This window comes from Candidatus Margulisiibacteriota bacterium (genome assembly GCA_018822365.1).
GTDB lineage: Bacteria > Margulisbacteria > WOR-1 > O2-12-FULL-45-9 > XYB2-FULL-48-7 > XYB2-FULL-45-9.
On record JAHJKL010000070.1, the window covers coordinates 23,683 to 42,785 of the forward strand.

The window sequence follows — 19,103 nt, forward strand, 5'->3', positions numbered from 1 at the left end:
ATTATAGAATTAAGCCGATTTTATTAAGGGGCCAGATCAGGCAGATCGCCTGGCCGATCAGGTTCTTCATCGGCAGGAATTTCAGCGTTCCGGATGAGTCTTTCCAGTAGCGGCTGTCAAACGAGGCCGCCCGGTTATCTCCCATAACAAAGCAATGTTCCTGGGGTATGTTGACCGGCCCGAAATTAGCAAAATCCTCATTCTTGGGATGCTTTTCGGCTACCGGCTGGTCATTGATATAAATGACCCCATTTTTGATCTGCAGTTTTTCTCCCGGCAGACCAACCAGCCGTTTGATCAGGTCCTTTTTTCCGGGGCCGACTTCCGGTGTCTGCCGGAAAACTACCACCTCAAAACGGCGGGGTTGGCGAAAATGGTAAATAACTTTGTTGACAACGATCCGGTCGCCAATATCAAGGCTTGGGACCATCGATTCGGAAGGGATCCAAAATACTTGAAGAAAAAAGGCCCTGATAACCAGGGCCAATAAAAGCGCTACTACTATCGTTTCTAGCCAGTCAAACGCCCAGTGATTAAGCCTGGGCACTTTCCGCGACTCCTTCTTCAACCCTGATGGCGCGGCTTCCGATCCTCTTTCTTAAATAGTAAAGCTTCGCCCGGCGGGTCTTCCCGATCCTAACCAGGTCGACATGGTCGATCTTTGGTGAATTGATCGGAAAGGTCCTCTCTACGCCGACACCCTGAACGATCCTGCGGACAGTAAAGTTCTTTCTGGCGCCGACACCGGAAAGCTTGAGGACGATCCCTTCAAACCCCTGAACCCGTTCTTTTCCGCCTTCGATGATCTTGGAGAAAACCTTGACGGTGTCCCCCACTTTGAAATTCTGGATTTTCCTTATTGTGCCGTTCTCAATTTCCTGGATCACTGACATGACATTGCTCCTTTTTCTCCGGCTGCCGGCTACGCGCCAAGCAACCTGTCTAATATTATAGCAACCGCGGACCGAACTGACAAATGATTGTACTCGGTCGGTCCAACGATTGGGTCAAGAACTTCATCTACCCTGTCAAACACTTCGTCCGCCATCCCCCAGCCTGTCCCAAATAAAAGCAAATAAACATCGTCTTTTTCTTTCAATGCCCTGCGGAGCGCCTCAAATTTTATTGTCCCTCGCGGTTTGGCCGAGGTCGCTATGACTTTTGGCTTGCGTCCCTCGCTCTTCGTCACTTCGTCTATCGCTTCGTCCAGGGTCGCCTTTATGGAGATCAGCTTAAAAGCTTCTGCCCTGGTCCAGTTGAACTCCTGACTTCCCTCGTCCATCCAAAACTCAAATATTCTCTGGGCAAAACTTCTTTGCGTCGGCAAAGGATTGACCACAAAATATTTTTTCACACCGAACGTCACGGCCGACCTGGCGATATCGTGCAGATCAAACCCGGTGATACAGGTCGTTACGATCTCTCGCTTTTTGTTGTAGATCGGATGATGCAGCAAAGCCAAATACAATTTGCTCATTGGCCTTCTTCCCTGAACAGTTCGGTCATTAACGCCCTGTCGCCCTCGTTAAACTCGATCTCGGCCAACAGATCGGGACGCTGGAACAAGGTTTTCTGCAGGGCAGCCTTTTTACGCCATCGTTTGATCTGCGCATGATGCCCGGAAAGCAATACTTCAGGGACCTTTGCCCCCTCAAACGTTTCCGGCTTGGTGAAGCTGGGAAAATCAAGCCATCCGGCAAAGAACGAATCACCTTCAACAGAAGAAACTTCCTTCACTACGCCGGGAATTTGCCTGGCAACCGCGTCGATCACGATCATCGCCGGAAGCTCGCCTCCGGTCACGACAAAGTCGCCGATCGAAACCTTTTCGTCGATCATTGGGGCGACCCGCTCGTCGATCCCTTCATAATGGCCACAGACAAAGACCAACTGTTCAAACCTGGCAAGTTGATTAACCTTTGCCTGGGTCAGTTTTTCCCCGGTCGGGCAAAGCAAGATCACCTTTTTATTTGCTTCCATTTTCAAAGATCTTATGGCCTGCGCCACAATATCAGCTTTCATGACCATCCCAGGCCCGCCGCCGTAAGGAGTGTCATCGGCTGTTTTATGCTTGTCGAGGGCAAAGTCGCGGATATTGATAACCCGTAAATTCAAAAGGCCCTTTTCCCGGGCCTTTTGGATCAGACTTTCACTCATCGGTCCCTGAAACATTTCAGGGAAAAGAGTTAATACGTCAACGCGCATTTAAGCGCCGCGGATCTCCTGGACGATCCCGTCTTTAACGAGGATCTCAGCTCCGCCAACCTTCTTATAGAGATTGTCGCCAATGCCAACCGAAACCGGCCCTTCCAATGGGCCCTGAACAAATTCAGAGCCGATCTGCAGGCGCTTGGCTTCTTCGATCTTCATCGTCAGGTCGGACTTTGAAGCCGCCTGACGGTTCCGTTCTTCATCAAGCTGATGTTTGAAAGCGGCCGCTTTCTGCATCAACCCTTTTTTCTTCAGGTCTTCTAAATAATTTTTGCTCTGGCTTTCCATCTGCCCCAACTGGCCGTCCAGATTGGCGATCGCTCTTTCTAATTCCTTGATCAAGTTCTGCTTGAAAGCTTCGGTCACGATCGCTTTTACCATAACTACTCTTTTTAATTCTATTGCGCCTGACATATTAAATTCCTCCCCGCTGTTTGTCTTCGGTAATTATTTCAACGTTAACCTTTTTTTGCTGTTTAGCCGCCGCCGCTTTGACGATCGTCCTGATCGCGTTGGCGATCCGGCCTTCGCGGCCGATCACTTTCCCCGAATCTTCCGGCGCGGTCTTGACTTCGATCACATTAAGAGTGGCGCCATCGATCTCTTTAACATCAACCTGTTCCGGCTTGTCTACTAGAAATTTAGTGATGTATTCAACCAGCTCTTTCATTGACTAGCCTCCTTGGGCTTTTTCTTCGGCCGCAGGGGGTTTCACCGGCGCGGCAGCCGGTGCCGCAGCTTCTGCCGGAGTTTCCTGCTTTGATTTACGTTTTGGCAGGCTGGCCAGATCGATCGGCGGCATCACGCCCGCCTTGCCGAGTAAGATCCTGACTTTTTCTGTTGGCTGGGCCCCTTTTTTCAGCCATTCCTTTATCTGTTCATCTTTTAAATTAAAAAGCGGGGTCTCGATCCCGGGCTGATAATTGCCCAAAACACAGATAACGGCGCTCGCCGGCGAACGACTTTCGTCTTGCACGACCAACCGGTATACCGGTCTGTTTTTGGTCCCAACTCTCTGTAGCTTAATTTTTGCTGCCATGTTTTAACCTCATTCTAAAAATATTCAGCTTGTCTGACGCAAAGCCTTTGTTATTATAGCATAGAGAGGCGTTTTTTGTAAGAGGAAAAATTGTCTCTGATCTCTTCCAGGCTGTCTCCGCCAAATTTTTCCAGAAAAGCATTGGCAATTTCCAGCGCGACCACCGCCTCTCCAACCACCCCCGCAGCCTCCACCGCACTGACATCTGATCTTTCCACATGAGCCTTGGTTGGTTTTTTTGTTGTTAGATCAACGGAATTCAACGGATTAAGCAGGGTTGAGATCGGCTTCATGGCGGCCTTCAAAACGATCGCCTCACCGTTGGTAACCCCACCTTCTAACCCTCCTGCATGGTTGGTTTTATGATAAAAGCCCCGATCCTGGTCATGGAATATTTCATCATGGACCTTTGATCCATGTAAAGAGGCGGCGGCAAAGCCAAGCCCGATCTCGACCCCTTTAATGGCCGGGATCGCCATAACCGCCTGAGCCAATTTTCCATCCAAACGCCGATCCCATTGCGTGTAGCTTCCTAACCCGGCAGGAAGACCAGAAGCAACGACCTCAAATATCCCGCCTAAGGTATCCCCCTCTTCCCGGGCCTTGTCGATCGCCGAGTCAATTGCTGCTTTCCCTTCTACTCCCCCCTCTTGAACAACCCGGCTGTTTATTTCAATGGCAAATTCCCCCAACAATTTTTTGGCAATTGCTCCGGCCGCCACCCGACCGGCCGTCTCCCTGGCGGAAGCCCGCTCTAAAACATTGCGGATATCTTTTTGGCTGTATTTGATCGCCCCAGCCAGGTCGGCATGACCCGGGCGTATCCTGGAGATCGGCTGACCAAAAAACTCGGTACTCTTGTTCTTTATTAGTAAAGAGATCGGACTCCCAATGGTCAGTCCCTGCCTCACGCCGGATAATAATTCAGCAATATCCTGTTCGATCTTCATCCGTGCGCCGCGGCCCGCTCCGCCTTGCCTGCGCGCCAGATCTTTGGCCAGGTCATCGGCCGATAAAGGCAAATTTGCCGGACACCCGTCTAAAATAACGGTTAAGGCCGGGCCATGAGATTCTCCAGCAGTCAAATAACGCAACATGCTTATGATTATATCATGCTGTTTTATAATTGAATATATTCAATTAATGTTGTACTATTTGGCTGGTCATAGTAGTGGTTTTCTATTCTAGATCATTGGGGTGCGCCATAAATAACAAACTTATTGCCCCTGCCTTCCGAGTTACCCTCATCTACGCCATTCTTGGCGTTATCTGGATCATTTCGACCGATCTGATAATTGAAGCGCTCGTCACCTCCCCCAAGCAAATGACGATAATGCAAACTTATAAAGGAATTGCTTTTGTCCTTATTAGCACCTTGACGGTTTTCCTGGTTGCCTACCGGGAAATGGTCTTAAAGTTAAAGGCCGAGGGACTCCAGTTGCATGCCGAAAAATATTTCGACAATTTGTTCAGCCATTCAGCCACCCCGTCATTATTGTTAAAACAAGGGAAGATCGCCAGCGCCAACCAGGCCTTTCTCGTAATGTTTGGCCTTCCTAGTTTTAGCGAGCTGGCCGGCAAGGATCTGGCCTCGCTCTCTCCCGAAAAACAGCCGGGCGGCCTTATGTCAAAAGAAAAGGCGAAAAGCGAAATCGAGACCGCGCTGGCAAAAGGGGCCAATCGTTTGGAGTGGCTCTTTGCCCGCAAAGACGGCTCCATTTTCTTGGGCGACATCGCGATAACCTCGATAGGTTCGCCGGAAGAGAACGCTTTGTACGTGACCGCAAACGATATCACCGAAAGAAAAAAACGCGAAGACCATTTAAAGAAAAGCGAAGAAGCTTACCGGACCCTGGCGGAAAACCTGCCGGGACTTGTTTTTCGCTGTCATCTGGCAAACGGGCACCAAATGGAGTTTTTTAACAATATGCTCGGCCCGCTGACCGGTTTTACGCCCGATGAATTAAAAAAGGGGGAGTTCTGCTCGTTTGATCCGATCATTCATCCGGATGATAAGCAGTTTGTTTTTGATACGATCAAAGAAGTCACGCTAAACAACAAGCCGTTCCGTATTGAATTCCGCCTGTTGCACAAGACCGGTGATGTAAAATATGTTATCCAGCGCGGCCGCCCGGTCTATGATGAGTCGGGCAAGGCTATCTATATCGATGGGGTCTTTTTTGACCTGACCGAAAGCAAGCGGACCGAAAAGTCCCTGGCCGAAAGCGAAAAGAAATTTCAAACCCTCTTTGAGGTTTCCCCCAACCCGCTCTTCGTCGAGGCACTCGACGGCAAGGTCCTTGACTGCAATAGCGCGGCAGCCGCTATTTTTGGCTACGGCAAAGAGGAGTTCCTGAAGCTGAACACCAAAGACCTGGTCCCGCCGGATGTCGCCTCTTCGTTCCCGGAGCTGGTCAAAGCCGTCCTGGAAAAAGGAGAGTTTCAAGTCGAAGCGCTAAACAAAAAAAAGAACGGGACTTTTTTCCCTGCGGCCGTCCGGATTAAAGCGATCGAGATCAACGGACAAAAATGCGTCCTAACCTCTGTTCAGGATATAACCGAGCAAAAAGCCGCGGAAATAAAAACCAAAGATAAAATACAGACCCTGGCCCAGATCAGCGACGCCGCTACCGGCCGGGAATTGCGCCTGATCGAAATGGAAAAAGAGGTCAACCTGCTCCAAAAAGAGCTCGGCCGGGAACCAAAATATAAATAAAGGATCAATCCATGGTTAAGATCACCGAATTTCTGGAAGGGGTCAGCACCCTCGACCAAAAATTCATCGGGACGGTCGCTTTTCGCAGTGAAGAGCTGACCCTTCCCGATGGAAGCAAAGTCGCCCTGGGCCTTGATGACGGGCACTGGGTCCTGGTTTATCAGGAAAGATCAGGGGCCCCGTTCGAGGTCTTTGATTACTCCGCTCACGACCGGAAAATATTCATCGACAAAAAGCCTGGCGGGGCCGGCGAACTGGCCCGCTTTAAAAAGATCATCCAATATTTTTTGTCGCACGGTCAAACGGCCGACCTGGTCACCATTCTTCCTCCGGAGGTCGCCTGATGAGCGAGCTTTACGGCCTCGGCTCGTTCGGGATCGTCCCGCATTTAAGCGATGACGCGCTCAAACAGGCAAAATATGCCGACATTAAAAGCCAGGCCGGGCGGATCGCATACCTTTCTGCCGCCGGAAGAAGAGGGGGCAAACCAACGACCGAAGAAGGGATTAAGCCGGCCAAAGGGGCCTTGAAATGGATCGCTAAATTGCTCGAGGAGGAAAACTAATGAGAAGCGACGCTTTAAAAAAACGGGCCCCGATCCGCTCACTGATCCACGCCACCGGCGTTTCATCCAAGGAAATGAAAAAACCGTTCATCGGTCTGGCCTCAAGCTTTACCGACCTGGTCCCCGGCCATGTTGATATGCGCTCCCTGGAAAGAGCAATTGAAAAAGGGATCCATGCCGGAGGCGGCGTCTCCTTCACTTTTGGCCTGCCGGCCATTTGTGACGGTATCGCCATGGGACATAAAGGAATGCACTACTCCCTCCCCTCCCGCGAACTGATCGCCGACACTATTGAATCTGTTGCCGAAGCCCACCAGCTCGACGGGCTGGTCCTCCTGACCGCCTGCGACAAGATCACCCCGGGAATGCTGATGGCGGCCGCCCGGCTTGACATTCCAACGATCCTGGTCACCGCCGGCCCGATGCTGGCCGGTTGCTATAAAATGACCCGGCTTGACCTGGTCCACGACACGTTTGAGGCTGAAGCCGCTTATAAGCAGGGGAAGATCAGTAAAACAGACCTCGAGAACCTGACCCTCAACGCTTGTCCGGGAGCCGGCTCATGCTCCGGCATGTTCACCGCCAATACCATGGCTTGCGCTGGAGAAGCACTTGGCATGTCTCTCCCCTTCTGCGGCACCTCGCTGGCGGTCTCATCCAAGAAAAAGATGCTCGCTTACGAAAGCGGCCAAAAGATCGTCGAGCTGGTCGAGAAGAAGATCACGCCGCGCAAGATCATGAACCTGAAGGCTTTCACCAACGCCATTCGGATCGACATGGCGCTTGGCGGCTCGACCAACGCGGTCCTGCACCTGACCGCTATCGCCCGGGAAGCGGGGATCAAGCTCCCGCTCGAACTATTTGATGAGATCAGCAAAGCGACGCCGCATCTCACCAGCCTCCGTCCCGGCGGCAATCATTTTATGGAAGATTTTGAGCGCGCCGGCGGTGTCCCGGCCGCGATGCACGTCATGCAAAAAATGCTTCTCGACAACCCGACCGTCTCCGGCCTATCCATTAAACAGATCGCCGCTGGCGGAGAGGTTTATGACAAGGACATTATTCGCGCAACAACCAATCCCTACCACAAAGAAGGAAGCCTGGCAGTTCTAAAAGGGAACATCGCGCCGGAAGGCGGCGTCGTCAAACAGACCGCGGTTTCAGCCAAGATGATGAAGTTTACCGGCAAAGCCAAAGTTTTCGACTCCGAAGATGCCGCCCAGAAGGCGATCCTTAGCGGCAAGATCAAAGCCGGAGATGTTGTCGTCATCCGCTATGAAGGGCCAAAAGGAGGCCCTGGGATGCGCGAAATGCTCTACCCGACTTCAGCGATCGCCGGGATGGGGCTGTCGGACTCGGTTGCCCTGATCACCGACGGGCGCTTTTCCGGCGGGACCCGCGGCCCCTGCATCGGCCATGTTTCCCCGGAAGCGGCAGCCGGCGGGCCGATCGCCATCGTCAAAGATGGGGATATAATTGAGATCGACATTCATAATAGAAAGCTTAACGTTAAATTAAGCGACGTGGAAATAAACCTGCGCCTGAGGCAATGGAAAGAACCTAAGCCGAAGTTCGATTCGGGCTGGCTGGCTCGTTACCAGAAGCTCGTGACTTCAGCCAGCACAGGAGCGGTCCTCAAAGCTTTTTGAAATCCCTCCTCTTCTATGGTAAAATTAGCGTATGGAAATCTCCGGCGCGCAAGCATTACTTGAGTCGTTAAAGCACGAAGGGGTCGATATTATTTTCGGTTACCCCGGCGGGGTTCTACTGCCGCTTTATGACGCCATGTACGCCAATAAGGATATTAAACACATTTTAGTTCGGCACGAACAAGGGGCGGCGCATGCCGCCGACGGCTACGCCAGGGCAACCGGCAAAGTTGGGGTCTGCCTCGCGACCTCTGGCCCCGGCGCCACGAACCTGATCACCGGGATCGCGACCGCTTATATGGATTCAATTCCGATGGTTGCTATTACCGGACAGGTCGCGACCCCCCTCCTTGGGCGCGATTCCTTCCAGGAGGCTGACCTGACCGGTATCACCATGCCGATCACCAAGCATAATTATCTAGTCAAAAAGACCGAAGACCTGCCGCGGATCATCAAAGAGGCCTTTTATATTGCCAGAACCGGGCGCCCCGGTCCTGTCTTGATCGATATTCCTAAAGATGTCCTGGTAAATAAGATCAAATATAAATATCCTGATAAAGTGGAGCTGGAAAGTTATAAGCCGAATTTCGAGGGCCACCCGAAACAAATTAATATGGCGGTCAAGGCGATCGCCGCCGCCCAAAAAGCGGTCATTTACGCCGGTGGCGGAGTTATCGCCTCTGATGCCAATAAGGAACTTAAAGAGCTGGCTGAAAAGTGCAATTTCCCGGTCACCACCACCTTGATGGGGATCGGCGGTTTTCCCGGCACCCATGAATTATCGCTCGGGATGCTCGGGATGCACGGAACAGCTTATGCCAACTACGCGGTGACCGAATGCGACCTGTTGATCTCTATCGGCGCCCGCTTTGACGACCGGGTCACCGGTCACATCGCCCGCTTTGCTCCCAATGCGAAAATCATCCACATTGATATTGATCCGGCGGAGATCGGCAAGAATGTCCGGGTTGATGTGCCTATAGTCGGTGATGTTAAAAAAGTGCTGCAAGCCCTGTTGGCCAAGCTCCCGGCCAAAGAGAAAAACCAGCCCTGGCTCGACCAGATCGGCGAATGGAAAAAGAAGTTCCCGCTCTCCTACAAAAAGGAAGGGGGGCTCAAGCCGCAATTTATCATTGAAGAGCTCTACGCCCTGACCAAAGACCGGGAAACAGTCATTGTCACCGAAGTCGGCCAGCACCAGATGTGGGCCGGCATGTTCTATCAATACGATAAACCGCGCAACTGGATCTCTTCCGGCGGTTTAGGGACCATGGGCTTTGGTCTGCCGGCCGCCAACGGAGCCCAGTTTGGGCGGCCTAACGCGCTGGTGGTCGATATTGCCGGTGACGGTTCGATCCAGATGAATATCCAGGAGTTGACCACCGCGGTCAACAACCGCCTGCCGATCAAGATCTTTGTGCTCAACAACTGTTTTTTGGGGATGGTCCGGCAGTGGCAGGAGCTGATCTACGACCGGCACTATTCCCATACCCAGCTCTGCAATAATCCCGACCTGGTGAAGATCGCCGAAGCTTACGGGGCGGTCGGCCTGCGGGTCACCAAAGAAGAAGAGGTCCGCCCGGCCATGGAAAAAGCGTTGGCGATCAACGATCGTCCGGTCCTGATCGATTTTGTAACAGCCAAAGAGGAGAACGTGTTCCCCTTTGTCCCACCCGGGCAGGCGATCAATGAAATGATCATTGATTAGGAAGGATTAACATGAGACATATAATATCAGTTGTAGTCGAGAATAAGCCCGGGGTCCTGACCCGGGTAGCGGGGCTTTTTGCCCGCCGGGGCTTTAACATCGAGAGCCTGGCTGTCGGCACGACCGAAACCCCTGATATTTCCAGAATGACGATCGTCGCCGAGGGGGACGAACAGGACCTGGAGCAGATCATCAAACAGCTTTATAAGCTGATCGACACTATGAAAGTCTTTGACCTGCCGGCCGACAAAGCGATCGAACGGGAACTTGTGCTGATCAAGGTTGCGGCTAATGACAAGACCCGGCAGGAGATCACCCAGATCGTCGATATTTTCCGGGGGAAGGTCGTCGACGTGGCGGAAACCTCGATGACCATTGAGATCGTCGGGGACGAGAACAAGGTTTCAGGCGCGGAAAAGCTGCTTACAAAATTTGGCATCCGCGAGTTGGTCCGAACCGGCGTCATCGGCCTAATGCGCGGCAGCGCCGAGTAATTTATTCCACAAAAGGGAGAGATTCAAATGGCAAAAGTTTATTATGACCAGGACGCTGATCTTAACGTATTAAAAGGGAAGATAATCGCCGTTGTCGGCTACGGCTCGCAGGGACGGGGTCAATCTCTCAACCTGAAGGATAGCGGATTGAACGTCGTAATCGCCCTGCGCGACGATTCCCCCAGCCGTGAAAAGGCAAAAGCAGACGGCCAGAAGGTTGTTTCGATCTCTGAAGCGGCCAAGACCGCCGACATCCTCCAGATCCTGGTCCCCGACGAGCTTCAGGGAGACGTTTACAAGGAAGAGATCGCTCCGCACATGAAGGCGGGGAAGACCTTAATGTTCTCTCATGGCTTTAACATCCACTTCGGCCAGATCGTTCCGCCAAAAGACGTTGATGTTATTATGGTCGCCCCCAAAGGACCGGGCCCGATGGTTCGGATCATGTACGAACAGGGAGCGGGAGTTCCTTCACTGATCGCCATTCACCAGGACGCTTCCGGCAAAGCCAAGCAAACTGCCCTCGCCTATGCCAAAGGGATCGGCGGGACACGCGCCGGAGTTTTTGAAACGACTTTCAAGGAAGAAACTGAAACCGACCTCTTCGGTGAGCAGACCGTCCTGTGCGGCGGGACTTCGGCCCTGGTTAAAGCGGGCTTTGAAACCCTGGTCGAAGCCGGGTATCAGCCGGAAATGGCCTATTTTGAATGCTTGCACGAACTTAAGCTCATCGTTGACCTGATGTATGCCAAGGGAATTTGGGGGATGCGCCAGGCGATCAGCAACACCGCCAAATGGGGAGATGTCACGGTTGGGCCCAAGATCATCGACGCCGGGGTCAAAGCCCGGATGAAAGAGGCGCTAACCAACATTCAAAACGGCACCTTTGCAAAAGAGTGGATAGCGGAAAGCAAATCCGGCCGGAAAAACTTTAACGCCCTGCTGGAAAAAGACAAGGGTCACCTCATCGAAAAAGTCGGGGGCGAACTCCGCAAGATGATGAATTGGCTGGATCCCAAGAAAAAGCAATAGCTTTAGCTGAGCTCTTTTCGAGAATTGGGAATAAAGATGGTAAAAGTTGTTCCCGTCCCGGGTTTGGTCGTTACTTTGATCTCTCCCCCTATCTCATCGATAAGCTTTTTCACGATATAAAGGCCAAGGCCGGTCCCTTCCGCCTCTGATTTTGTCGTATAAAATGCGTTAAAGATCGTCGGAAGAGCAGATTCGGCAATGCCGGGCCCATTGTCACTGACCGCCAAACGAACACCTTCCGGCTCATTTTTCGTCATCACGACAATTTTCCCTCTTTCTCCGACAGCCTGGCAGGCGTTCTTGACCAGGTTCATGACGATCTGGATCAGTTTTTGTTTATTGCCGACCATCATGGGCTCTGCGGGGTCGGGAATAAACTCGAACTCTATCCCCTTCCGGCGAATATCAGAGGCGTTTAAAGACTTTACGCCAAAGACCGCTTCGTTAACCGAAAACACTGAATTGCCGGCATTCCCCCGTCCCAGGTCCTGGGTTGTTTGCACGATCGTCTTGATCTGCTCCAAAGAATTCTGTGCCCCCTCAAGATAATATTTGATCTTACCAAAACCAGCCGGCAGGGACCCTTTGCGCTCAACAAGCTCGGCTATCAGATAGATCGCCCCATACAATCCGGTCAGATAATTGTTGAGCTCGTGGGCGACCCCGGACAGAACAAGCCCGATCTCGGCCAACCGTGACTGTTCCCGGGCGATCTCTTCAGCTTTGTTCCGTTCAATCTCGATCCGCTGTTGGTTTAGTAATAACTCGATCATCGAAGGGAGCAATGCTTCGGCCTCGTTTTTTTCCAGATAACAATCGACCGTCTGGCTTACCGAAACCCCTGACCGACTGTGCTCTTCGACCGGATCGTATTCGGTCAGCACGATGATCTTGGCATGTTTTTGCTGGCTCCGGATCTTTGCCGCCAATTCGTCAGCAGAGGTCGTTTCCTTAACGTCAATTATCGCTAAATTAGGAGAGTGCCCCATTAGCAGCGGAATGGTCTCCTGTCCGGCCGGCAACTTAACAAGCTCATGCCCCATGTTCGGGACCATCTTGTCCATTTTGCCGATCAACGATTTGTCGTTGCTGACCAACAAAACAACCCTCTTGCCAAAGAGGGGCCCATCAGAACTGTGCCCTACCCTCCCGCGGCTCGAAAACAATAATGTATACGTCCCGGATTCACTCCTGGTCGCGGCCGCTCGCCATCTCGCCTTAACTTGATTGTGTAATAGAGGTGCGCTCCAAATCGTTCTTCGTATTGAGGATATATGGACCATATTACTCTTTGTCGCCGGGCAACAATATTAATTTCATAATATTTTGCCTGGGTGGTTAAAATTGAAGTCTTAGTGAGTTTTTCCTTAACCAGGCCCTTCGCTGTTTATGGTCGGGGATGACCGAGGAAACCTTAGCCCAGAAATGACACGAATGGTCAAGATGGCACAGATGGCTCAACTCGTGGACAACGACGTAATCGATCACTTCTATTGGGGCCATGATCAGCTTCCAGTTGAAATTAATGCTTCCTCGCCTGCTGCAGCTTCCCCATTGCCGCCGGTGCTCTTTTATGGCAACCTTGCCTGGGAATAGCCGCATCCGGGCCGCGTAAAGCTCAAGTCTTGCGACGATCAAACGTTTAGCTTCATTAATATACCATTCTCTGATCAGCCTTTTCCGGTTAATGATGCCGGTCTCCTGCCCGCCAGTCGCGACAAGTATCTCTTCAGCCCGCAAGTAAACGCCTTTCGGCAGATGGCCCCCTTGTGACAAGGTATGCTCTTTCCCTAAAAAGAGAAGCTTCTCTCCAGGCTTGAACTCCTTAGGCTTCGGCCATTCCCGGCTGGCAAAATAAGCCAGCTTGGACTCGATCCAGCCCTGTTTGTCTCTCAATACCTTAACGATCTCCGATTTTCCAACCCATTTGGGAGCGGCAACCACGACCCCTTTATGAGGGTCGATCGTTATCCCAATACTTCGCCGCCGGCCGCTTCTTTTTAATTGATAAGAAAAAGCCATGACCAGATGATAACATATCAATATGTTATAATTCATTATTATGAAAAACAAAATATTATTGGTTTTCTTATTGCTAATTTTCGCGGCGACCCTGACCGCGGCAGGAAGGACAAAAAAAATGGAAAAAACTTACGCGATCCTGGAGACCTCGATGGGAAAGATCGTTGTCGAACTGCTCGATAAAGAGGCGCCGCAAACGGTCAAGAACTTTGTCGGCCTGGCCAAAGGAGAGATCGGCTGGATGGACCCTAAGACCGGCGAGATCGAAAAGAAGCCCCTTTATAATGGAACGATTTTTCATCGGGTAATTCCCGAGTTCATGATCCAAGGGGGAGACCCTTTGGGGAATGGCATGGGGGGACCCGGCTATCGGTTTGAAGACGAAACCCCGCAAGAGACCAGCTTTGATGAGCCCGGGAGACTTGCCATGGCCAATTCGGGGCCCAATACCAATGGAAGCCAGTTCTTCATTACGGTCGCCGAGACCCCATGGCTTGACGGAAAACACACGATCTTTGGCAAGGTGGTCAAGGGGTACGATATCGCAGAAAAGATCTCCACGGTTGGCCGCGATGAGCGCGACCGGCCGCTCAAAGAAGTTGTTTTAAAAAAAGTGACGATCACCAACAAACCATGAACGAATTAGCCGTTTTTCTCCTGGCGGCTATCCCGGTCTTTGAGGTCAGAGGAGCGGTTCCGCTGGGAATTGCGGTTTACAAGCTGGCGCCGCCTACCGTTGTTCTGCTTAGCATTTTAGGCAGCATTCTGCCGATCTTCCCGCTGCTCTGGTTCCTGGAAAACATTACCGAACACCTGGAAAAGATCCCCGTATTTAATAATTTTCTCCAATGGTTATTCACCCGAACCCGTTCGAAAAGCGGTCTGATCAAAGAGATGGAATTGATCGGCTTAACCATTTTTATCGCCATCCCCTTCCCCGGAACCGGGGTCTGGACCGGAACGATCGCCGCCTATCTCCTCGGCCTGCGCTGGGGTCCGACCTTTTTTGCCGGATTTATCGGAACAACTATCGCATCCATTTTGGTTGCCGCCGCGACCTTAGGCGTGATAAACTTTATCCTATGAAAAAAGGGATCGTCATCCTTGGCTCCACCGGCTCCATCGGGAAGCAGGCGCTGGAGATCGTCTCCATCTATCCCAGCCGGCTGAATGTTGTTGCCCTGGCCGCCAAGAACGATATCCCGGTCCTGGTCGAACAGATCAATAAGTTCCAGCCCCAACTTGTCGCGCTGGCAACCGAAGAAGGAAAACAGAAACTACTTGCCGCTTTGCCGGAGATCAAAGCGGAGGTTGTTGTTGGCCCGGATGGTTTAGTCAAAGCAGCCACCATGACGACCGCCAAACTGGTCGTGGTCGCGATTCCCGGCGCCGCCCCGCTCTCAGCCGCTTTTGCTGCTGTTCATGCCAAGAAAGATATCGCCCTCGCCACCAAAGAGGTCCTGGTTGCCGCCGGGGAACTGTTTATTAAAGAGGTTGTTGCTAACAAAGTTAAATTATTTCCGATCGACAGCGAACACAGCGCCATCGCCCAGTGTTTAAAAGGGGAAGACCGTAAAACCATTAAAAAGGTCATCCTAACCGCTTCAGGCGGTCCGTTCCTGAAAACCCCTGCTGAAAAGTTCGCTTCATTAACCGCCAAAGAAGCATTAAAACACCCGACCTGGAAGATGGGGCCCAAGGTCACCATCGATTCCGCGACCTTAATGAATAAGGGACTGGAAGTGATCGAAGCGCACCACCTTTTTGGGCTGGATTATTCCCAGATCGAAGTTATTATCCACCCGGAAAGCACCATTCACTCTATGGTTGAGTTTATTGACGGATCGGTCATCGCCCAGTTAGGCGCCCCTGACATGCGGATCCCGATCCAGTATGCGCTCCTGGAAGAAGAACGACAACAAAATATGTGGGGTCGGCTCGATTTTACCAAAGTCGCGCAACTGACGTTCCAAAAACCTGACTTTGTTAAGTTCCCCTGTCTGAAATACGCCTATGACGCGGGAAAAAAAGGGGGGACGACAACCGCGGTGCTTAACGCCGCCAGTGAAGTGGCGGTCCGCCAGTTCCTTGACGGCAAGATCAACTTCGCCCAGATCCCCCAGCGGATTAAAGCGGTCCTTGATAAACACGAGAGCCAACCGATCGCCTCGCTGGAGACCATCCTGGCTGCCGATACCTGGGCCAGATCAAATTAAATATTTTTTATTCTCCTGAATTTTCTTCATCTTTTTAACGATATATCAGTAAGCGACTGTTTAAGTCAAGCAAAAAGAGGCGTTTTTTTGGGAATAATTTCAGCTGTTATAAGAAATATTGGGGGGCAAATTAAACCAAGATCACCATGCCTTGTTAATAGAGGACCATATCGCCTCCCCGGCAATACGGCTCCCGTTCAACCACAAGAAGCCTTTATCAGAGAAAAGCTCGCGAGAAGCATTTCAACGATGAGGACTGATAAAGCCGGCAGGATTACGTATCTTTCGTTGAAAAATATAACCGATAGCGACATTCCCCCATTGCAAGCCTTGTCTAATTTGCAGCGGTTGTACTTATGGGGAAGTCAAGTTTCAGATGCCGGTTTGTCTCACCTCTCATCTCTCTCTAACCTGCAAGAATTGTATCTTTTTAGCAGTCTTGTCACTGATGCCGGCCTCCCCTCTCTTTCATCCTTATTAAATCTGCAAATATTGTATCTGCGTAACGCTCAAATTACTGATGCCGGCCTCCCACAACTCTCTCACCTGTCAAATTTATATTGGTTGGATCTAACAGGCGCCAGAGTCTCTGACCTAGGTTTAGCGCATCTTTTATCCTTAACTAATTTGCAGCGGCTGGAACTAAGGCACACCCAGGTTACGGAAGCCGGGATCACTAATTTTAACAAAACAATGCCAACCTGTAATATTTATTAACGCCCTAACGTCCTGGCCACCGATACCTGGGCAAGGACCGCCTAACAACCTGAAATTCCCGCCGATAGTTGACGACGTTTTTTTATGATACCAAAAGTGAAGTTTTACGATCTCACTGCCGCTGGAAGACGGTTCCTCAACGATAACGAGGTCTGTACTTTTTATTTCGATCGCACCAATTTAAGGGCTCGAGGAGGGATGTCACATATCCATGAACAAACCTTGCTCAGCGGCAAAAAGGTCGCCACCAAGGGGCTCCCGGACGATAAGCCGATCAACCCCGAAAACGTGTTCTATCTAGCCAATGAAGCCAGGGGGCTGGCCACCCTTCTTCAAGACAAACCGCACCCAAATATTATTGATTATTTCGGCCTCGTCCGCATCGGCGAACGCCCCTTTATCATAATGGAACTGTTAGAGGAGCAGGACCAATCAAATCGCTCTCTCGGCTCCCCCCTCCCGGTGGATGAAGTTTTAACGATCGGCCTGGGGATCGCGAAAGGATTGCATCACGTCCACAAGCACGGCTTGACCCACCGGGACGTAAAACCAAGCAATTTTGTCGGCACGAAACTGATCGATTTCGCCTTTTGCTGGAAAAACGGCCTCCCCATCGTCATTGACGGTCACCAGCATAGCAGCGGCACCTCCGGCTACTTTTCCCCGGCGATCGTTAGCGGCTCCGAACCGACCATTCAAGACGATATATATTCCCTTGGTGTCTCTCTCTTTGAGATGCTCACCGGCAAATTAGCCCTCCCCCCCGGGATCGATCCCCATATTTCCAGGAATCTCCTGGGGAGCAGGATCGCTGATCTTGCTGTTTGCCGGGGTTTAACGCCAGGTATTGCTGAACTCCTATTTACCGCGACCAAAACTACGCCTGAAGTCGGGGTCATGAGGGAAAGTGGTTTTTCCAGTTGCCGCGACGTCATCCGCTTTATCAAATCCTTAATTAACGTCGATTGATCGTGAAAGCCTCGTCTTTTTTATGATATAATTATTTAATGAGTAAATTTGATTTGGAAACCCTGCGCCACTCAACTTCCCACGTCCTGGCCCAAGCGGTCATGGAAATCTTTCCCGGAGTAAAACTGGGGATTGGGCCTTCGACCGACGACGGATTTTACTACGACTTCGACCTGCCGCAAGCAATCACCCCGGAAGACCTCCCCAAGATAGAAAAAGCGATGAAAGATATCTGTAAAAAGAACCAGAAATTCGAACGGCGGGAAGTCAGCAAGGACGAAGCAATTAAATTATTCGAGGAAAGAGGAGAAAAATACAAGGCCGAAATCATCAAAGAAATAGAGGCCGACAAGGTTTCGCTCTATCATAACGGCGATTTTTTCGATCTTTGCCGCGGCCCTCACGTTGATTTTACCGGCCGGATCAAGGCCTTCAAGCTCCTCTCCATTGCTGGCGCCTACTGGCGCGGCCTTGAAACTAATCCGATGATGCAACGGATCTATGGGACCGTTTTCCCAACTAAAGAGGAGCTTGATGCTTACTTAAAGAACCTAGAAGAGGCTAAGAAACGAGACCACCGCAAACTTGGTAAGGAGCTCGACCTCTTTTCGCTCCACGAAGAAGCCGGGGCCGGGCTGGTTTATTACCATCCAAAAGGAGCCATGCTCCGGAGTTTGATCGAAGATTTCATGAAGAAGGAAAATCTTAAGCGCGGGTATGAACAGGTTTACATTCCCCACATCGCCAAGATCGACCTTTGGAATACTTCCGGCCACACCAATTATTACCGCGAAAATATGTATTTTATGAAGATCGATGAACAGGAATACGTGGTCAAACCAATGAACTGCCCCGGTCACATCCTGATCTACAGCCGGAAGACCAGAAGTTATCGCGACCTGCCGATCCGCTACTTTGAGTTTGGCACGGTTTATCGCTATGAAAAATCCGGGGTCTTGCATGGCCTTCTCCGTGTCCGGGGTTTTACCCAAGATGACGCTCATATCTTCTGCCGTGAGGACCAGCTCGAAGGGGAGATCGTTCAAACCTTAGATTTTATCGCGTTTGTCATGAAAACCTTTGGTTTTGACTTCAAGATCAACCTTTCCACCCGCCCGGAAAGCTTTGCCGGGACGGCTGATAATTGGGACAGAGCAACCGCTATTCTGGAAAAAGCGCTTCAGGATCGGGGGCTTCCGTTTGAGATCGACCCAGGAGCAGGGGTTTTTTACGGTCCAAAGATCGATGTTAAACTGAAAGACTCCCTCGGCCGCGCCTGGCAGGGACCAACAGTCCAGGTCGACTTCAATCTCCCCCAGCGCTTTAACCTTAATTATATTGGCGAAGATGGCAAGCAACAGACCCCGGTTATGGTTCATCGCGCTATTCTGGGCAGCCTGGAGCGATTTATTGGCGCTCTAATTGAACATTACGGGGGGGCATTCCCATTCTGGCTCGCCCCCACCCAAGTCTCTATCTTGCCTGTTTCCGACCGTCATAATGATTACTCGGAAAAAGTCGCCGCCCAGCTCCGGGAGATCGGCGTCCGGGTCGAGGTTGACGCCAGGCGGGAAACGATCGGGGCCAAGATCAGGAACGCCCAGTTGGCCAAGGTCCCCTATATGCTGATTCTTGGCGATAAAGAAGAACAAGCCGGCACGGTCGCCATCCGCTCCAGGGAAAAGGGTGAGCTTGGCGTTAAGACCATCCAGGATTTTTCCTTTGACCTCCGCCCTGAAATGCGCTATAATACATAGGTTGTATG

The 19,103-nt window shown here is 51.3% G+C and carries 22 protein-coding genes; 12 read left to right on the forward strand and 10 right to left on the reverse strand.

What is annotated here, in order from left to right; genetic code table 11:
* Nucleotide 1: 1 nt before the first annotated feature.
* Genes lepB through KKF06_06570 form a run of 8 tightly spaced genes read right to left on the reverse strand, consistent with a single transcriptional unit; the run spans nucleotide 2 to nucleotide 4,344 of the window.
* Complete coding sequence (lepB, locus tag KKF06_06535) at nucleotides 2-547, reverse strand: signal peptidase I (protein MBU1617408.1); 546 nt, start codon at nucleotides 545-547, stop codon at nucleotides 2-4.
* The gene (gene rplS, locus KKF06_06540) at nucleotides 534-893 is read right to left on the reverse strand and encodes a 50S ribosomal protein L19 (protein MBU1617409.1); all 360 of its coding nucleotides are present in this window, start codon (nucleotides 891-893) and stop codon (nucleotides 534-536) included. Before rplS ends, lepB begins: the two co-directional genes overlap by 14 nt.
* Before the next feature lie 29 nt (nucleotides 894-922).
* Nucleotides 923-1,477 (reverse strand): RNA methyltransferase, encoded by a 555-nt coding sequence (locus KKF06_06545; protein MBU1617410.1) that lies wholly within the window; start codon nucleotides 1,475-1,477, stop codon nucleotides 923-925.
* Entirely contained in the window at nucleotides 1,474-2,205 is a 732-nt protein-coding gene (gene trmD, locus KKF06_06550; GenBank protein MBU1617411.1) for a tRNA (guanosine(37)-N1)-methyltransferase TrmD, read from the reverse strand. The genes KKF06_06545 and trmD overlap by 4 nt, the downstream gene beginning before the upstream one ends.
* Nucleotides 2,206-2,625 carry a YlqD family protein gene (locus KKF06_06555; protein ID MBU1617412.1) on the reverse strand — a complete coding sequence of 140 codons (420 nt, stop codon included), beginning with the start codon at nucleotides 2,623-2,625 and terminating at the stop codon, nucleotides 2,206-2,208. It lies immediately after the preceding gene.
* 1 nt (nucleotide 2,626) lies between these two features.
* Nucleotides 2,627-2,881 carry a KH domain-containing protein gene (locus KKF06_06560; GenBank protein MBU1617413.1) on the reverse strand — a complete coding sequence of 85 codons (255 nt, stop codon included), beginning with the start codon at nucleotides 2,879-2,881 and terminating at the stop codon, nucleotides 2,627-2,629.
* 3 nt (nucleotides 2,882-2,884) lie between these two features.
* Complete coding sequence (rpsP, locus tag KKF06_06565) at nucleotides 2,885-3,250, reverse strand: 30S ribosomal protein S16 (protein ID MBU1617414.1); 366 nt, start codon at nucleotides 3,248-3,250, stop codon at nucleotides 2,885-2,887.
* Between the two features lie 53 nt (nucleotides 3,251-3,303).
* On the reverse strand, nucleotides 3,304-4,344 hold the full coding sequence (locus KKF06_06570; GenBank protein MBU1617415.1) for a chorismate synthase: 1,041 nt from the start codon (nucleotides 4,342-4,344) through the stop codon (nucleotides 3,304-3,306).
* Nucleotides 4,345-4,421: 77 nt separating this feature from the next.
* On the opposite strand from KKF06_06570, the gene KKF06_06575 reads away from it, so the two are divergent.
* Genes KKF06_06575 through ilvC form a run of 7 tightly spaced genes read left to right on the forward strand, consistent with a single transcriptional unit; the run spans nucleotide 4,422 to nucleotide 11,414 of the window.
* Nucleotides 4,422-5,966 carry a PAS domain-containing protein gene (locus KKF06_06575; GenBank protein ID MBU1617416.1) on the forward strand — a complete coding sequence of 515 codons (1,545 nt, stop codon included), beginning with the start codon at nucleotides 4,422-4,424 and terminating at the stop codon, nucleotides 5,964-5,966.
* A gap of 11 nt (nucleotides 5,967-5,977) precedes the next feature.
* The gene (locus KKF06_06580) at nucleotides 5,978-6,310 is read left to right on the forward strand and encodes a hypothetical protein (GenBank protein MBU1617417.1); all 333 of its coding nucleotides are present in this window, start codon (nucleotides 5,978-5,980) and stop codon (nucleotides 6,308-6,310) included.
* Nucleotides 6,310-6,531, forward strand: coding sequence for a hypothetical protein (locus KKF06_06585; protein MBU1617418.1), 222 nt, complete (start codon nucleotides 6,310-6,312; stop codon nucleotides 6,529-6,531). Before KKF06_06580 ends, KKF06_06585 begins: the two co-directional genes overlap by 1 nt.
* Nucleotides 6,531-8,180 carry a dihydroxy-acid dehydratase gene (gene ilvD, locus KKF06_06590; protein MBU1617419.1) on the forward strand — a complete coding sequence of 550 codons (1,650 nt, stop codon included), beginning with the start codon at nucleotides 6,531-6,533 and terminating at the stop codon, nucleotides 8,178-8,180. Before KKF06_06585 ends, ilvD begins: the two co-directional genes overlap by 1 nt.
* 31 nt (nucleotides 8,181-8,211) lie before the next feature.
* Nucleotides 8,212-9,888: a biosynthetic-type acetolactate synthase large subunit gene (gene ilvB / locus KKF06_06595; GenBank protein MBU1617420.1), complete on the forward strand. Its 1,677-nt coding sequence runs from the start codon at nucleotides 8,212-8,214 to the stop codon at nucleotides 9,886-9,888.
* Between the two features lie 11 nt (nucleotides 9,889-9,899).
* Nucleotides 9,900-10,382 carry an acetolactate synthase small subunit gene (gene ilvN / locus KKF06_06600; protein ID MBU1617421.1) on the forward strand — a complete coding sequence of 161 codons (483 nt, stop codon included), beginning with the start codon at nucleotides 9,900-9,902 and terminating at the stop codon, nucleotides 10,380-10,382.
* Nucleotides 10,383-10,409: 27 nt separating this feature from the next.
* Nucleotides 10,410-11,414, forward strand: coding sequence for a ketol-acid reductoisomerase (ilvC, locus tag KKF06_06605; protein MBU1617422.1), 1,005 nt, complete (start codon nucleotides 10,410-10,412; stop codon nucleotides 11,412-11,414).
* Between the two features lie 2 nt (nucleotides 11,415-11,416).
* Here the strand turns inward: ilvC and KKF06_06610 are convergent, their stop codons facing one another.
* Nucleotides 11,417-12,580: a hybrid sensor histidine kinase/response regulator gene (locus KKF06_06610; GenBank protein ID MBU1617423.1), complete on the reverse strand. Its 1,164-nt coding sequence runs from the start codon at nucleotides 12,578-12,580 to the stop codon at nucleotides 11,417-11,419.
* 172 nt (nucleotides 12,581-12,752) lie between these two features.
* Nucleotides 12,753-13,472, reverse strand: a complete 720-nt coding sequence (locus tag KKF06_06615; protein ID MBU1617424.1) for a M48 family metallopeptidase — start codon at nucleotides 13,470-13,472, stop codon at nucleotides 12,753-12,755.
* Between the two features lie 4 nt (nucleotides 13,473-13,476).
* Here KKF06_06615 and KKF06_06620 point away from each other — a divergent pair, with 4 nt between their 5' ends.
* From KKF06_06620 to thrS, 5 genes are all read left to right on the forward strand, one after another.
* Nucleotides 13,477-14,073, forward strand: a complete 597-nt coding sequence (locus KKF06_06620) for a peptidylprolyl isomerase (GenBank protein MBU1617425.1) — start codon at nucleotides 13,477-13,479, stop codon at nucleotides 14,071-14,073.
* The gene (locus KKF06_06625; protein MBU1617426.1) at nucleotides 14,070-14,522 is read left to right on the forward strand and encodes a small multi-drug export protein; all 453 of its coding nucleotides are present in this window, start codon (nucleotides 14,070-14,072) and stop codon (nucleotides 14,520-14,522) included. Before KKF06_06620 ends, KKF06_06625 begins: the two co-directional genes overlap by 4 nt.
* Entirely contained in the window at nucleotides 14,519-15,652 is a 1,134-nt protein-coding gene (locus tag KKF06_06630) for a 1-deoxy-D-xylulose-5-phosphate reductoisomerase (protein ID MBU1617427.1), read from the forward strand. The genes KKF06_06625 and KKF06_06630 overlap by 4 nt, the downstream gene beginning before the upstream one ends.
* A 915-nt stretch (nucleotides 15,653-16,567) precedes the next feature.
* The gene (locus KKF06_06635; GenBank protein ID MBU1617428.1) at nucleotides 16,568-17,338 is read left to right on the forward strand and encodes a serine/threonine protein kinase; all 771 of its coding nucleotides are present in this window, start codon (nucleotides 16,568-16,570) and stop codon (nucleotides 17,336-17,338) included.
* Between the two features lie 38 nt (nucleotides 17,339-17,376).
* Nucleotides 17,377-19,095 carry a threonine--tRNA ligase gene (thrS, locus tag KKF06_06640; GenBank protein MBU1617429.1) on the forward strand — a complete coding sequence of 573 codons (1,719 nt, stop codon included), beginning with the start codon at nucleotides 17,377-17,379 and terminating at the stop codon, nucleotides 19,093-19,095.
* Nucleotides 19,096-19,103 lie beyond the last annotated feature (8 nt).

Coding starts and splice junctions, on each gene's coding strand:
- KKF06_06625 (MBU1617426.1), top strand. CDS start 14,070: ATGAACGAATTAGCCGTTTTTCTCCTGGCGGCTATCCCGGTCTTTGAG.
- ilvC (MBU1617422.1), top strand. CDS start 10,410: ATGGCAAAAGTTTATTATGACCAGGACGCTGATCTTAACGTATTAAAA.
- KKF06_06615 (MBU1617424.1), bottom strand. CDS start 13,472: ATGAATTATAACATATTGATATGTTATCATCTGGTCATGGCTTTTTCT.
- rpsP (MBU1617414.1), bottom strand. CDS start 3,250: ATGGCAGCAAAAATTAAGCTACAGAGAGTTGGGACCAAAAACAGACCG.
- KKF06_06580 (MBU1617417.1), top strand. CDS start 5,978: ATGGTTAAGATCACCGAATTTCTGGAAGGGGTCAGCACCCTCGACCAA.
- rplS (MBU1617409.1), bottom strand. CDS start 893: ATGTCAGTGATCCAGGAAATTGAGAACGGCACAATAAGGAAAATCCAG.
- KKF06_06620 (MBU1617425.1), top strand. CDS start 13,477: ATGAAAAACAAAATATTATTGGTTTTCTTATTGCTAATTTTCGCGGCG.
- KKF06_06635 (MBU1617428.1), top strand. CDS start 16,568: ATGTCACATATCCATGAACAAACCTTGCTCAGCGGCAAAAAGGTCGCC.
- ilvB (MBU1617420.1), top strand. CDS start 8,212: ATGGAAATCTCCGGCGCGCAAGCATTACTTGAGTCGTTAAAGCACGAA.
- KKF06_06560 (MBU1617413.1), bottom strand. CDS start 2,881: ATGAAAGAGCTGGTTGAATACATCACTAAATTTCTAGTAGACAAGCCG.
- ilvN (MBU1617421.1), top strand. CDS start 9,900: ATGAGACATATAATATCAGTTGTAGTCGAGAATAAGCCCGGGGTCCTG.
- trmD (MBU1617411.1), bottom strand. CDS start 2,205: ATGCGCGTTGACGTATTAACTCTTTTCCCTGAAATGTTTCAGGGACCG.
- ilvD (MBU1617419.1), top strand. CDS start 6,531: ATGAGAAGCGACGCTTTAAAAAAACGGGCCCCGATCCGCTCACTGATC.
- KKF06_06630 (MBU1617427.1), top strand. CDS start 14,519: ATGAAAAAAGGGATCGTCATCCTTGGCTCCACCGGCTCCATCGGGAAG.
- KKF06_06585 (MBU1617418.1), top strand. CDS start 6,310: ATGAGCGAGCTTTACGGCCTCGGCTCGTTCGGGATCGTCCCGCATTTA.
- thrS (MBU1617429.1), top strand. CDS start 17,377: ATGAGTAAATTTGATTTGGAAACCCTGCGCCACTCAACTTCCCACGTC.
- KKF06_06555 (MBU1617412.1), bottom strand. CDS start 2,625: ATGTCAGGCGCAATAGAATTAAAAAGAGTAGTTATGGTAAAAGCGATC.
- KKF06_06545 (MBU1617410.1), bottom strand. CDS start 1,477: ATGAGCAAATTGTATTTGGCTTTGCTGCATCATCCGATCTACAACAAA.